We start from the raw sequence: 14,595 nt of genomic DNA, 5'->3' as shown, positions 1-14,595 counted from the left end.
TGCTAGCGGAGCGGGGGCAAAATTGCACCCTGCACGGCTCGTCTAAGCTAAGCGACAGGTACGTTGTTCAAGGAGGATGTGCATTGCAACGACTGCTGGCCCTGTTATTGCTCTGGGCCACCTACAGCCTGGCAGAGCAACCGGTGGTACGTTTTTCGGTGGCCGAAAGCTGGAGCATGCCGCTGGTACGTATCGAAGGCGATCAACCTGTGGAGGGCCTGGTGTTCGATCTTGTTCAGGCGCTGGCACAAGAAGCTGGTGTGCGACCGGAATACCACGTACTGGCGCGCCTACGCATGCAGCAGGCCATGGACGCGGGTGATATCGACGTGCGCTGCTACGTCAGCACTCAATGGTTCAATGATCGGCCGGGGAATTTCGTGTGGAGCATCCCATTGATCGAGCAGCGCGATGTGCTGGTCGGGCGCCCGGGCGACAGCGATTCGACTCGCCCCGAGCAATTGCAACCCCAGGCGATCGGTACGGTGCTGGGGTACACCTACGGCACCCTCGAGCCGCTGTTTGCTCAAGGCCAGTTGCAGCGCGAGGACAGCCGCAGCCAGCAACTGGCGCTGCAAAAGCTGCAGGCTGGGCGATACCGGCATGCGGTCAGCAACCAACTGGCGCTGCAGTGGTTCAACCAGCATTTACCGCCCGCACAGCGGCTGCAAGCGCAGGCGGTGGTGGAGGAGCAAGCGTTGGGATGCCTGGTTAGAAATGATCCGGCGATACCGACCCAGGGAATACTGCGGGCCTTGGTGCGGATGAAGCAGTCGGGGGATATCGAACGGATTATCCAGCGCTACGGGGCGGCTGCTTATTCGGGAAAGGCTTTGGCAGCCCAGCCTGAACCGGAGTAGAGAGCAATCCTTTGCCAGCCGCATGCCTATCACGCCGGGACGAAATAATATCAATAGGCCATCATCCAGTGTAAAGTTGCGCGCCTCAATGCCCAGTGAAGGGCGAGACCGTAACCACATTTAGGAAAGTTGCATGTCCACCGTTCGAAATCTGACCGCTGCCGCCCTCATCGTGTTGACCACCGGCTGTGCTACCGGCCTCAACTCGGTCCAGGAGTCGGAACTCGCTGGCTACCGCGCCAGGAACCTCTCGGTTGAAGAAAAAAAACCCGGGCTTGCCGCAGGCCTTGGCCTGCTGCCAGGTGGTGGATCGTTCTACGGCCGCGCATACGGCTTTGGCGTGGTGAACCTGCTGTTCTGGCCGCTCTCCATTCTTTGGGATCCGGTGAGCGGGCATGACGCTGCAGAAATGATCAACTACCAAGCCACCAAAGCGCATGTGGCAACGCTGAAAAAGCACGATATGGACGCGCTGGATGCCCAGCTTGAGTCTGAGGCGATCGACATCAAGCGATACGCACTCGACAAACGCAAGATTGAAGAGAAGTACAACCTCTGAGCTTTAGCGCCCCTGGCGTATGAAGCGACTGTAAGATCGAGCGCCGGCGGCGCTCGATCTCACAGGCACCAAAAATGTTATGCCGAGCACCCACCTGCCCCACGGCAATCTGCATCACCCGCAGACCATGCTGGAGCAACTATATTTTCAGACCCCGGAAATGGAGGCGGCCCCACCAGCCACACCCCGGCACTCGATGTTCCCGCTATGGCTGCTCCCTTCCGGGCCTGACCAGGTTAACGGGTAATCAATGCGGGGGGACCGATGGGGCCACCACTACGCTGCTCGCTGAGCAGCGAGCCGCGCCATTGTACCGCTCTGAGGCGAAGATACAACCTTTAAGATAAGAAAAACTCATCATTTCTCAATGACTTGTCCCGCCCATGGCATATCTAGGCCTGCAACTCAGCCCTCGACAACATTCCACCGATCAGACGGTAATGCCGTGCTCGGCCAGAAAGGCAACAAACGCCTCTTCATCCAACACCCTCACCCCAAGCTCACTGGCCTTTGCCAGCTTTGAACCAGCACCAGGCCCTGCTACCACGCAGTGGGTTTTGCCAGAAACCGAGCCGGCGACCTTCGCGCCCAGGCTCTCAAGCTTTTCTTTGGCGATATCGCGGCTAAAGCGCTCCAGAGAGCCTGTCAGCACCCACGTCTGGCCGGCCAGCGGCAGGCCTTCGGCAACTTTCCTCTCGCTGTTCCAGTGCATGCCAAAGGCCAGCAGTTGCGCCTCGATATCACAGGCCAGTTGCTGATTGGCCTGGTCCTTGAAGAACTCGCGCACGGCTTCGGCCTGTTTCGCCGCCAGGGCCTGGCGCAAGTCGATACCATCGGCAGCAATGATCTTGTCCAAGCTGCCAAGCTTGTCCACCAGCTTCTGCGCGCCAGTAGGGCCCACCGCAGGTATGTCCAGTTTGGCGATCAACCCAGCCAGCGTGGTGCTTGCCGCAAACTCGGCTGCCAGCTCCCCTTCATCCTGCAACTGCATGCCGCTGGCCAGCAATTGCTCGATGACTTTGCGGTTGTGCTCGTCCTCGAAGAAGTTGTGAATCTCGTAGGCCACTTCCAGGCCGATGTCCGGCAAATAGGTCAGCACCTGGGGCAGTGCCTGCTGCACACGGGCCAGGCTACCTAGCGAGCGGGCAAGTACTTTGGCGGTTTCTTCACCCACATCAGGAATGCCCAGGGCGTAGATGAAGCGGGCCAGGCTCGGGCGCTTGCTGGCTTCGATAGCGTCCAGCAGCTTGTTGCTGGAGACTTCGGCGAAGCCCTCCAGGCCGACGATCTGTTCGAACTTGAGCTTGTACAGGTCGGCGGGCGAGCTAATCAGGCCCTCATCCACCAACTGCTCGACGCTCTTTTCACCCAGGCCATCGATGTCCATGGCCCGGCGCGATACGTAGTGAATGATCGCCTGCTTGAGTTGGGCAGCGCAGGCCAGGCGGCCAACGCAGCGGTATACCGCCCCTTCGCTGGTGGTTTCCTTACCCTTGCTGCGCTTGATCAGCTGGGTGCGCTCGACCTGCGAGCCACAGACTGGGCATGCGCTGGGCACCTCTACCGGGCGGGCATCGTCTGGACGGCGCTCGAGCACGACCTGCATGACCTGCGGGATCACATCGCCGGCGCGGCGGATGATCACCGTGTCACCGATGCGCAGCCCCAGCCGGGCGATTTCGTCCATGTTGTGCAGCGTGGCATTTGACACAGTCACGCCAGCGACCTTGACGGGCTTCAGACGCGCCACAGGCGTGACGGCCCCGGTGCGCCCGACCTGGAACTCCACGTCCAGTACTTCGGTGAGCTCTTCCATGGCCGGGAACTTGTGGGCGATGGCCCAGCGCGGCTCACGGGCGCGAAAGCCCAGCTCGCGTTGGGCAGCCAGGCTGTTGACCTTGAACACCACACCGTCGATCTCGTAGGGCAGGCTGTTGCGCCGCTCGCCAATGTCACGGTAGTAGGCCAGGCATTCTTCGATCCCTGCTGCATGCTTGAGTTCGCGACTGATCGGCAGGCCCCACTGCTTGAGCTGTTCGAGGATGCCGATATGGCTTTGGCCAATGCTCCCGGAAACCTGCCCGACGCCATAGCAGCAGAACTCCAGCGGGCGACTGGCGGTGATTTTCGAATCCAGCTGGCGCAGGCTGCCGGCTGCGGCGTTGCGCGGGTTGGCAAATGTCTTGCCGCCGGCCTCGGCTTGGGCCGCGTTGAGCCGGTCGAAGCCAGCCTTGCTCATGTAGACCTCGCCACGCACCTCCAGCACCGCAGGCCACCCTTCGCCCTGCAGCTTGAGCGGAATGTTGCGCACGGTACGTACGTTAGCGCTGATATCTTCTCCGGTGGTGCCGTCGCCACGGGTTGCACCCTGCACCAACAAGCCATCCCGATACAATAGGCTCACGGCCAGGCCATCGAGCTTAGGCTCGCAACTGAAATCCACCGTGCCAGGCTGATCGAGCCCATCGACCACGCGACGGCCAAATTCACGCAGGTCCGCCTCCTCGAAGGCGTTGCCCAAGCTGAGCATCGGTATTTCGTGACGCACCTGGGCGAAAGCCGCCAGCGCCGCCCCACCGACCCGCTGGGTGGGCGAGTCGGGGGTAATCAGGTGCGGGTGTTCGGCTTCCAGGGCCTTGAGCTCATTGAACAGGCGGTCGTATTCAGCATCGGGCACGCTGGGCTCGTCCAGCACGTAATAGCGGTAGTTGTGCTGATCGAGCTCGGCGCGCAAAGCGTGGATTCGGTTTTCGGCGGTCATTTTTCAGGTTCTCTTGCAAAGCAAAAGAGCAGCCCTGGGCTGCTCTTGCGCTTGAAACAGGGTGGGTAAGACCAAGGCCAGGCCACCCACTGGTCTACATCAGCGTTTTTGGGTCAGCGCGCGGCGCTCGAACTCGACGATGCGCTGGCGATAATGCTCGATGGTTTGCGCCGTCAGCACGCTGCGCTGGTCGTCCTTGAGTTCGCCATTGAGCTCGTGGGCCAGCTTGCGCGCCGCCGCCACCATCACATCGAAGGCCTGCTTCGGATGACGTGGGCCTGGCAGACCCAGGAAGAAGCTCACTGCACGGGTGCTGAAGTGGTCGATATCGTCAAGGTCGAAGATACCCGGCTTGACTGCGTTGGCCATGGAGAACAGCACTTCGCCGTGACCGGCCATGCTCTCGTGGCGGTGGAAAATATCCATTTCGCCAAAACGCAGGCCGCTTTCAAGAATGTTCTGCAGCAGAGCTGGCCCCTTGAAACCACCTTCGTCGCGGGAAATGACGCTGATCACCAATACTTCCTCGACCGGCGGCAATTCCTTGGCCGAGTTGCCAGCGGCGGCAAAGCCATTGTTGCGGCTGTTGTCAGCGGTGAACGATTCGTCGGCATCGGCGAACAGGTCAGGCTCGCGCGGTTCAGCGACCAAGTCGAGGTCGCCCTGCTCTTGGGCAGCACGCTTGTTGCGCTTGCTGGCCTTGGCCGGTTTCGGCTCACGCTCGCGGTCGCGCTCCCGGGCCGGGGCACTGAGCGACGGCAGGTCGGCCTCGTCCAGTTCTGGCTCCTTCTGGGTTTCCAGTACCCGCGACGGGCCGAGCACTTCCGCACTGCCCTCCTCGTCCGGCAGGTTGGAATAACTGCGATCCAGACGGAATTTCAGCTTGCCTTTTCCGCCGCGCATACGGCGCCAGCCGTCGAAAAGAATACCGGCGATGACAATGACGCCGATGACGATCAGCCACTCGCGCAGACCGATTTCCATGTAATCCCGTGCCTCTATAAAAATATGCTTGAAAACAAAGGGTTCAAAAGCCCTTTAACACGTGGCGCCAACTCTATGTTCTGACAGGCGTTTTACCCACGCAAAAAACGAGTGACATTAAGCTAGCACGACCAAAGACAACTTTACACCGTCTGTCGCACATGTCAGGGGACATTTGCCTACGCTTTTCATCCCGATCTTCGTTCATCAGGCGTCCACCATGGCCAGGGCCTCCTCTACATCAACTGCAACAAGACGTGAACAGCCCGGCTCATGCATGGTCACCCCCATCAGTTGATCCGCCATCTCCATGGCGATCTTGTTATGGGTGATGTAGATGAACTGCACGCTTTCACTCATTTCCTTGACCAGCCGGGCGTACCGCCCAACGTTGGCATCGTCCAGTGGCGCATCGACCTCGTCGAGCATGCAGAACGGTGCTGGGTTCAACTTGAAGATGGCAAACACCAGCGCCAAAGCGGTCAGTGCCTTCTCGCCGCCGGATAGAAGATGGATGGTGCTGTTCTTCTTGCCCGGCGGACGCGCCATAATCGTCACCCCTGTATCGAGTAGATCTTCGCCCGTCAGTTCCAGATAAGCGCTGCCACCACCGAAAACTTTTGGAAAAAGTGCCTGTAATCCTGCATTTATCTGATCAAAGGTATCCTTGAAGCGGTTGCGGGTTTCCTTGTCTATCTTGCGAATGACGTTTTCCAAGGTATCAAGGGCCTCGACCAGGTCGGCATCCTGGGCGTCCAGGTAACGCTTGCGCTCGGACTGCTGCTCGTATTCCTCGATGGCCGCCAAGTTGATCGCGCCCAGGCGCTGGATACGGCCTTCGACCTGCTCCAGCTCAAGCTCGGTGCCCTGCTCACTGACGTCGGCCTCGAGCGTGCCCAGCACGCCTTGCAAATCGTAGCCATCAGCCAACAATTGCTCCTGCAAGGTGCGCCGACGTATATCCAGGCCCTGGTTTTCCAGGCGCATCTGCTCCAGCTGGCCACGCAGCAGTTGGGCTTGCTGTTCGGCCTGGGTGCGGCGCTTTTCGGCATCACGCAATGCGCGATCCGCTTCGTCCATGTGCAGCCGCGCCTGACGCATTTCCTCGTCGACGCTCATACGCCGCTCCAGCAGTTCCTCAAGCTTAAGGCGCAGCTCTTCAAGCGGTGCTTCACCTTCTTCGAGGTTCAGGTTCAGTTGCTCCTGACGCTCGCTCAGCCGTGCGGCCTGCTGCTCCAGGCGCTCCAATGCCTGGCGAGTGGAGTCATGCTGGGCGCGCAGCGAGCCAAGGCGCACGGCCAACTGATGGGCGTGGTCCTTGTGCTGCCGGGCTTGCTGGCGAATGCGGTCGAGGCCTTCGCGCAGCGTGTCGCGGCGCGCCATCAGTTGCTCGCGCTGCTCGGTGTCCTGGGCCATAAGGTCCAGCGCCTCCTGCAGCAGCAGGCGCGCTTCGCCACGTTGCTCGTGCTCAAGCGCCTGTTGCTCCTGAAGCTCGGCCAGTTCTTCCTGCAGGCGACGCCGCCGCAGCTCGAGCTGCTCGGCGCGAGCGCGCTCAGCGGACAGACTGGCCTTGAGCTCGCCGTGCTGGCGGTTTTCTTCCTGGCTACGGCGGCGCAATTGCTCGCGCTGCTCTTCCAGTTCAAGCTGTTGCTCGCGGGTGATCTGCGCCTCGTGCTCCAGCTGTTCCAGCGCCGCCTCAAGTGCCTGTTGCTCCTCACCCAACCGTTCGATTTCCTGGGCACGGGCCAGCACACCCCCTTGAGAGTCGGCACCGCGGCTGACGCGCAGAAAATGCCGCCCCACCCAGTAGCCATCGCGGCTCACCAGGCTTTGCCCGTCGCTCAACGCGGCGCGCTTGGCCAACGCCTCGGCAAGGTCTTGTACTGGTTGCACATGGCCTAGCCACGGCGCCAGGTCGGTGCGCCCTTCGACCTTGTCGAGCAGGCTGCCGGGCTGGCGCTCACCACCTTCGGCTGCCAGCAGCAGGCGCAGCTCACCCTGCTCCAGGGCGCTGAAGTTCAAGCCAGCAAAATCGTCCAGGAGCACGGCTTGCAAATCGGCGCCCAGCACGGTTTCCACTGCCAGCTCCCAGCCTGGCTCAACGCGCAGGCCCTCAGCCAGGCGCGGACGCAGGTCCAGCCCATGGTCCTGAAGCCATTGGGCAGTACCGCCCACAGGCTCAAGAGCAGCCTGCTGCAGCGCCTCGAGCGAGGCCAGGCGGCCGCCCAGACGCTGCAAGTCGCCTTGTTGCTGCTGCTGGGCATGAATCGCCTGCTGCAATTGCTCGCGCACGTGCTCCAGGCGCTCGACCACTTGTTGCTCCGACACCTGCAACTGCTCAAGCAGCATCTCGCTGGCGGCCAGTTGCTCGGCCAACTCCAGCATGCCGGTATCCTGCGGGTCCACGCCCAGTTGCTCACGCTCCTCGGCCAGCTTGCGCTGACGCTCGGCCAGGCGCTCCAGGCTGGCTTCTAGCTGCTGCAGCCGGGCCTGCTGCACCTCGGCTTGGCGCCGTGGTTCAGCGGAGCGAGTGTTGAAACTGTCCCACTGCTCTTGCCAGCCATGCATACCCAGCTCGGCTTCTTCAAGGCTAGCGGCAGCTTCTTCGGCGCCAGCCAGGGTCAGCTCCTGCTCCGGCTCGAGCATCGCCAGCTCTTCACCGAGTGTGGCCAACAGGGTGCGGTCATGCCCCAGGTGAGATTCGGTCTCCTGACGGCTACGCTCGGCCTCCTTCAAATCGTCCTGCAACTGGCGCAGGCGCTGCTGGCCATGCTGGATGCTCTGCTCCACCCGAGCAATGTCACCAGCCACTGAGTAAAAGCGGCCTTGCACTTGGTTGAATCGCTCGGAGAGCTCGTGGTGCCCGTCGCGCAGGCGTTCGATACTGGCATCGGCGTTACGCTGCTCCGCCACCAGCGCCTCGTGGGCGATATCCTGGTCACCGATCACCGCCTCGCGCTGGCGCACACGCTCATCCAGGTCGCGCCAGCGCAACGCTGCCAGGCGGGCCTTGAGCTGGCGTTCGTGAGCCTTGTATTCACGGTACTTCTCCGCAGCCTGGGCCTGGCGCTGCAAGCGCTCGAGCTGGCGCTCCAGCTCTTCGCGCAGGTCGGTCAAGCGTGCAAGGTTTTCCTGAGTGCGGCGGATCCGGCTTTCGGTTTCGCGGCGGCGCTCCTTGTATTTGGAGATACCCGCCGCCTCTTCGATGAAATTGCGCAGCTCTTCTGGCTTGGCCTCGATGAGCTTGGAGATCATGCCCTGCTCGATGATCGAATAGCTGCGCGGGCCCAGGCCGGTGCCGAGGAAGATGTCCGTGATATCGCGGCGGCGACACTTGGTGCCGTTTAGGTAATAGCTGTTCTGCCCGTCTCGGGTGACCTTGCGGCGGATGGAAATTTCGGCGTACGCCGCGTATTCGCCCAGCAGGGTGGTCTCGCTGTTGTCGAACACCAGCTCGATACTGGCCTGGCTCACCGGCTTGCGGCTGGTGGAGCCGTTGAAGATGACGTCGGTCATCGACTCGCCGCGCAGGTTCTTCGCCGAACTTTCGCCCATCACCCAGCGCACCGCATCGATGATGTTGGACTTGCCGCAACCGTTTGGGCCAACCACCGCCGCCATGTTGCTGGGGAAGTTGACCGTGGTGGGGTCGACGAACGACTTGAACCCGGCCAGGCGAATGCACTTCAGGCGCATCGGTCAGCCTCGCGCCAGCGCCGCCAGCACCAGCTCGCAACTGCGCTGGCCATAAGCGGTGAGCACCTCGCGGATATGCGGCAGGTCACGGGCGACCACGGCTTCGAGCAGGCGGGCGAACAAGTCGAGGTAGTCATCCATGTTGGCCTGGCGCTGATCCAGGGCCAGGTAGTAGGCGCGGCTCATGGCCGGCTGCAGGTTTTCGACGGTTTCCTGCAGGTAGGGGTTATCGGCGAAGGGGTAGGCTGCGCGCATCACTGCGAAACTTTCGGCGACGAACGCCTTGATATCCTGCCGTTCACTGGCCAGACGCAGGCGCTGCTGAATGTCCAGAAACGGTCGCAGGTCGGCTTCGGTGCGCCATTTTTGTGCTACCGCGTTACCCAGCAAAATGTAGAACTCGCCCATCAGGGTGCACAGGCTGCGTACGCCACGTTCGTCCAGTTCGGTGACATGGGCGCCACGTCGCGGCAGGATTGCCACCAAATGCCGACGTTCGAGGATCAACAACGCCTCGCGCACCGAACCGCGGCTGACACTCAAGGCCTGCGTGACCTTCTGCTCCTGGATACGCTCACCGGGCGCAAGCTCACCGCGGATGATGCGTTCGGCCAGGTAGTCGGCAATTTGCTCGGAGAGGCTGTCCGGCGCCTTGAACGTCATGGTTTTCCTTCAAAATCATTGAACTGGGCACAAGGAAGCGATTGTAGCGCACTTGCCTGGCACTCGCGCAGAGGGGCATTGGCCTTTATTTGACCGGTCAGACAAGCAAGGCGGCGCGATCTATGCTTGTACAAGGCACCGATGTACGGCTGAGCGTCGACACGCATAATTTCCTGACCTTTGAGTCAGAAAATTATTGACCATCGCGACAGGTCTGCTTATTGTCCGCTCAACAACAATAAAACCATTGCGAGGCCATCCCCGTGATCCAGTTTCTCGTCAATCAGGTGCTGCGCAGCGAGCATGCCCTGGACCCTAACATGACGGTGCTGCAATACCTGCGCGAGCACCTGGGCAAACCCGGCACCAAAGAAGGCTGCGCCAGTGGCGACTGTGGCGCCTGCACCGTAGTGGTAGGCGAGCTCGTGCAGAACGAAGCTGGCGAGGACAGCCTGCGCTACCGCAGCCTCAATTCATGCCTGACGTTCGTTTCTTCCCTGCACGGCAAGCAATTGATCAGCGTCGAAGACCTCAAGCACAACGGCCAGTTGCACAGTGTGCAGCAGGCCATGGCCGACTGCCACGGCTCGCAGTGCGGCTTTTGCACGCCTGGCTTCGTCATGTCGTTGTTCGCCCTGCAGAAGAACAGCCAGGGCGCCGACCTGCAGCAAGCTCAGGAAGCCCTTGCCGGCAACCTGTGCCGCTGTACCGGCTACCGGCCGATCCTCGACGCGGCCGAGCAGAGCTGCCGCCAGCCATGCCGCGACCAGTTCGATGCCCAGCAAGCGCAGACCATAGCCCGCTTGAAAGCCATCGCGCCAACTCAGACCGGCGAACTCAATACCGGCGACAAGCGCTGCCTGGTGCCGCTGACCGTTGCCGATCTGGCCGATCTATACAGCTCGCACCCCGAAGCGCGTCTGCTGGCAGGAGGTACCGATCTGGCACTGGAAGTCACCCAGTTCCACAAGGCCCTGCCGGTGATGATCTATGTGGGCCATGTCGCTGAGCTCAAACGTATCGACAAGACCGCCACCCACCTGGAAATCGGCGCCGCCACCGCGCTTACCGATTGCTACGGTGCACTCAACGAGGAGTACCCGGACTTCGGCGACCTGCTGCACCGCTTCGCTTCGCTGCAGATCCGCAACCAGGGCACCCTGGGTGGCAACATCGGGAACGCCTCGCCGATTGGCGATTCGCCTCCCCTGCTGATTGCCCTGGATGCGCAGGTCGTCTTGCGCCAGGGCGAACGTCAGCGGGTCATGCCGCTGGAAGATTATTTTATCGACTACCGCATCACTGCCCGCCAGGACAGTGAGTTCATCGAGAAGATCATCGTGCCACGCGCCAGCAAAGACTGGGCCTTTCGCGCCTACAAAGTGTCCAAACGCCTGGACGACGACATCTCCGCAGTCTGCGCAGCCTTCAACTTGAGCATCGAAGATGGCGTAGTCAGCGGCGTGCGCATCGCCTTCGGCGGCATGGCGGCCATCCCCAAACGCGCTCGCGCTTGCGAAGCAGCCTTGCGCGGCAAGCCCTGGAACCAGGCCAGCATCGAGCGCGCCTGCCTGGCTCTGGCCGAAGACTTCACCCCGCTCAGCGACTTCCGCGCCAGCAAGGAATACCGCCTGCTCACCGCGCAGAACCTGCTGCGCAAGTACTTCATCGAACAGCAAACGCCTTACATCGAGACACGGGTGACCGATTATGTCTAACCATCACGTTGCCAAGAGCCAGGCCGAGATGGCCGAACTGTTCCGCCAGGACCTGACCAGCGGGGTCGGGCGCAGCATCAAGCACGACAGTGCCGACAAGCATGTGTCTGGCGAAGCGATTTACATCGATGACCGCCTGGAATTCCCGAACCAGTTGCACGTATACGCTCGCACCGCTGACCGCGCCCATGCGCGTATCCTGCGCATCGATACCAGCCCTTGCTATGCCTTCGAGGGCGTGCGAATCGCCATTACCCATGAGGATATTCCGGGCCTCAAGGACATCGGCCCGGTGGTCGCTGGCGACCCGCTGCTGGCCATCGATAAAGTCGAGTTCTTCGGCCAGCCGGTGCTGGCCGTGGCGGCCCGTGACCTGGACACTGCACGGCGTGCCGCTATGGCCGCCATTGTCGAGTACGAAGACCTGGAGCCGGTACTGGACGTGGTCGAGGCGCTGCGCAAGAAGCATTTCGTGCTCGACAGCCACACTCACCAGCGCGGCGATGCTGCCGCAGCCCTGGCGAGCGCCCCGCACCGCCTGCAAGGCACGCTGCACATCGGCGGCCAAGAGCACTTCTACCTGGAAACTCAGATCTCCTCGGTGATGCCTACCGAGGACGGCGGCATGATCGTCTACTGCTCCACGCAGAACCCAACGGAAGTACAGAAGCTGGTCGCCGAAGTGCTCGACGTCCCCATGAACAAAGTGGTGCTGGACATGCGCCGCATGGGTGGCGGCTTTGGCGGCAAGGAAACCCAGGCAGCAAGCCCGGCCTGCCTGTGCGCGGTGATTGCGCGCCTGACCGGCCAGCCAACCAAGATGCGCCTGCCAAGGGTCGAAGACATGACCATGACCGGCAAGCGCCACCCATTCTACGTGGAGTACGACGTCGGCTTCGACGACGACGGCCGCCTGCATGGCATCAATCTGGACCTGGCCGGCAACTGCGGCTACTCGCCAGACCTGTCCGGCTCGATCGTCGACCGTGCCATGTTCCACTCCGACAACGCCTACTACCTGGGCGATGCGACCGTGCACGGCCACCGCTGCAAGACCAACACCGCCTCCAATACCGCCTACCGTGGCTTTGGCGGCCCTCAGGGTATGGTCGCCATCGAGCAAGTGATGGACCACATCGCCCGCCATCTGGGCCGCGACCCGCTGGCGGTGCGCAAGGCCAACTATTACGGCAAGACCGAACGCAACGTCACCCACTACTACCAGACGGTCGAGCACAACATGCTCGAAGAAATGACGGCCGAGCTCGAAGCCAGCAGCGACTACGCTGAGCGTCGCGAATCGATCCGCCGCTTCAACGCCAATAGCCCGGTTCTGAAAAAGGGCCTGGCGCTGACGCCAGTCAAGTTCGGCATCTCGTTCACTGCCACGTTCCTGAACCAGGCCGGTGCGCTGATTCACATCTACACCGACGGCAGCATCCACCTGAACCATGGCGGCACCGAGATGGGCCAAGGGCTCAACACCAAGGTGGCGCAGGTAGTGGCGCAGGTGTTCCAAGTTGATTTCAGCCGTATCCAGATCACCGCCACCAATACCGACAAGGTTCCCAATACCTCGCCGACTGCGGCTTCCAGCGGTGCCGACCTGAACGGCAAGGCTGCCCAGAACGCCGCACAGATCCTCAAGCAGCGCCTGACCGAGTTCGCCGCACGGCACTATCAGGTGACCGAGGAAGACGTCGAGTTTCGCAACGGCCATGTGCGGGTGCGTGACCAGATCGTCAGTTTCGAACAGTTGGTGCAACAGGCGTACTTCGCCCAGGTATCGCTGTCGAGCACCGGTTTCTACCGCACGCCGAAAATCTACTACGACCGCAGCCAGGCACGCGGCCGCCCCTTCTACTACTTCGCCTTCGGCGCTGCCTGTGTGGAAGTGATCGTCGACACCCTGACCGGCGAATATAAGATGCTGCGCGCCGACATCCTGCATGACGTGGGCGATTCGCTGAACCCGGCCATCGATATTGGTCAGGTCGAGGGCGGGTTCATTCAGGGCATGGGCTGGCTGACTACCGAAGAGCTGGTGTGGAACGCCAAAGGCAAGCTGATGACCAACGGCCCTGCCAGCTACAAGATTCCGGCTGTGGCCGACATGCCGCTGGACCTGCGGGTGAAGCTGGTGGAGAACCGCAAGAACCCGGAAGACACCGTGTTCCACTCCAAAGCCGTCGGCGAGCCACCGTTCATGCTCGGCATTGCCGCCTGGTGCGCGCTCAAGGACGCGGTGGCAAGCATCGCCGACTACCGTGTGCAACCCAATATCGACGCGCCGGCCACGCCGGAGCGGGTGTTGTGGGGCTGTGAGCAGATGCGCAAAGCGGTGGCTCAGCAACCATCCGCCGAGCAAGAACTGGAAACCGTGACTCACTGACAGCGAGGATCACAGTGGGGGCACCGGCCAAGACGGCGGTGCGACTCCCTCGCATTCGCGGGCAAACCTGCCCCCACTGTGGACTGGATAGCCCCTTCAAGAGGTTATGGATCATGCACCATTGGATCAACGCCCTCGCCGACCATCAGGCCCGTGGTGAAGCCTGCGTGCTGGTGACTATCATCGAGGAACGCGGCTCGACCCCGCGCAACGCAGGTTCGAAAATGGTCGTCAGCGCCACAGCCCTGTATGACACCATCGGCGGTGGCCACCTGGAATACAAGGCGCTGCACATCGCCCGCCAGATGCTCGAAGAGCACCGCAGCACACCGCACCTCGAGCGCTTCAGCCTCGGCGCCAGCCTTGGCCAGTGCTGCGGTGGTGCCACTGTGCTGCTGTTCGAACCCATGGCCGCGGTGCAAGCGCAGATCGCCGTTTTCGGCGCGGGCCATGTCGGCCGTGCTCTGGTACCCTTGCTCGCCGCGCTGCCCTGCCGAGTGCGCTGGATCGACTCGCGTGAGCAGGAATTCCCCGAGTTCATCCCCAACGGGGTGAGCAAGATCGTCAGTGACGAACCGGTCGACGAGGTTGCAGATCTGCCACCAGGCAGCTACTGCATCGTCATGACCCACAATCACCAGCTCGACCTGGAACTGACCGCCGCCATTCTCAAGCGCAACGATTTCACCTGGTTTGGCTTGATCGGCTCGAAAACCAAGCGGGTCAAATTCGAGCATCGCCTGCGCGAACGCGGCTATGACGATGCTCTGCTGGCGCGTATGCGTTGCCCGATGGGCTTGCCTGAAGTCAAGGGCAAACTGCCGATCGAAATTGCCGTGTCCATCGCCGGCGAAATCATTGCCACCTACAACGCTTGCTTTGGCCAGCATGACGCTGCCGCCAATGCCGGCCCCATTGCCCAGTTGCTGCCCCCCTCCCGGCGCAGCCAAGCCATTTGACGA

At 61.7% G+C, this 14,595-nt stretch carries 9 protein-coding genes and 1 other RNA gene; 5 read left to right on the top strand and 5 right to left on the bottom strand.

The genetic code is table 11. The features are described from left to right. The first annotated feature begins 83 nt into the window (after window positions 1-83). Together J5M56_RS16720 and J5M56_RS16715 are read left to right on the top strand one after the other, a co-directional pair. Window positions 84-860, top strand: coding sequence for a transporter substrate-binding domain-containing protein (locus J5M56_RS16720; protein ID WP_207937335.1), 777 nt, complete (start codon window positions 84-86; stop codon window positions 858-860). 133 nt (window positions 861-993) lie between these two features. Further along, on the top strand, window positions 994-1,419 hold the full coding sequence (locus J5M56_RS16715) for a hypothetical protein (protein WP_186478455.1): 426 nt from the start codon (window positions 994-996) through the stop codon (window positions 1,417-1,419). Between the two features lie 170 nt (window positions 1,420-1,589). Here J5M56_RS16715 and ffs read toward each other — a convergent pair. The 5 genes from ffs to J5M56_RS16690 all read right to left on the bottom strand — a co-directional run bounded on the left by ffs (window position 1,590) and on the right by J5M56_RS16690 (window position 9,523). Next, an RNA gene (gene ffs / locus J5M56_RS16710) (signal recognition particle sRNA small type) lies at window positions 1,590-1,686 on the bottom strand. A 163-nt stretch (window positions 1,687-1,849) separates the two neighbouring features. Beyond that, window positions 1,850-4,180, bottom strand: coding sequence for an NAD-dependent DNA ligase LigA (ligA, locus tag J5M56_RS16705; RefSeq protein WP_207937334.1), 2,331 nt, complete (start codon window positions 4,178-4,180; stop codon window positions 1,850-1,852). 99 nt (window positions 4,181-4,279) lie between these two features. Continuing rightward, a complete protein-coding gene (zipA, locus tag J5M56_RS16700) occupies window positions 4,280-5,164 on the bottom strand; it encodes a cell division protein ZipA (RefSeq protein WP_186478462.1) in 885 nt (294 codons plus the stop codon). Between the two features lie 207 nt (window positions 5,165-5,371). Beyond that, window positions 5,372-8,860, bottom strand: a complete 3,489-nt coding sequence (gene smc, locus J5M56_RS16695) for a chromosome segregation protein SMC (protein WP_207937333.1) — start codon at window positions 8,858-8,860, stop codon at window positions 5,372-5,374. Between the two features lie 3 nt (window positions 8,861-8,863). After that, window positions 8,864-9,523 (bottom strand): GntR family transcriptional regulator, encoded by a 660-nt coding sequence (locus tag J5M56_RS16690; protein ID WP_060476845.1) that lies wholly within the window; start codon window positions 9,521-9,523, stop codon window positions 8,864-8,866. A gap of 263 nt (window positions 9,524-9,786) precedes the next feature. Here J5M56_RS16690 and xdhA point away from each other — a divergent pair, with 263 nt between their 5' ends. The 3 genes from xdhA (at window position 9,787) to xdhC (ending at window position 14,592) form a co-directional block, all read left to right on the top strand. Beyond that, window positions 9,787-11,241 carry a xanthine dehydrogenase small subunit gene (gene xdhA / locus J5M56_RS16685; RefSeq protein WP_207937332.1) on the top strand — a complete coding sequence of 485 codons (1,455 nt, stop codon included), beginning with the start codon at window positions 9,787-9,789 and terminating at the stop codon, window positions 11,239-11,241. Continuing rightward, on the top strand, window positions 11,234-13,633 hold the full coding sequence (gene xdhB, locus J5M56_RS16680) for a xanthine dehydrogenase molybdopterin binding subunit (RefSeq protein WP_060476847.1): 2,400 nt from the start codon (window positions 11,234-11,236) through the stop codon (window positions 13,631-13,633). The genes xdhA and xdhB overlap by 8 nt, the downstream gene beginning before the upstream one ends. 113 nt (window positions 13,634-13,746) lie before the next feature. Continuing rightward, a complete protein-coding gene (gene xdhC / locus J5M56_RS16675) occupies window positions 13,747-14,592 on the top strand; it encodes a xanthine dehydrogenase accessory protein XdhC (RefSeq protein WP_060476848.1) in 846 nt (281 codons plus the stop codon). The last annotated feature ends 3 nt before the right edge of the window (window positions 14,593-14,595 follow it).

Source organism: Pseudomonas sp. 51_B (assembly GCF_017491595.1).
Taxonomy (GTDB): Bacteria; Pseudomonadota; Gammaproteobacteria; order Pseudomonadales; family Pseudomonadaceae; genus Aquipseudomonas; species Aquipseudomonas promysalinigenes.
Note: the sequence above shows the minus strand (reverse complement) of the source record. Positions and strands in the feature narration are given on the sequence as shown.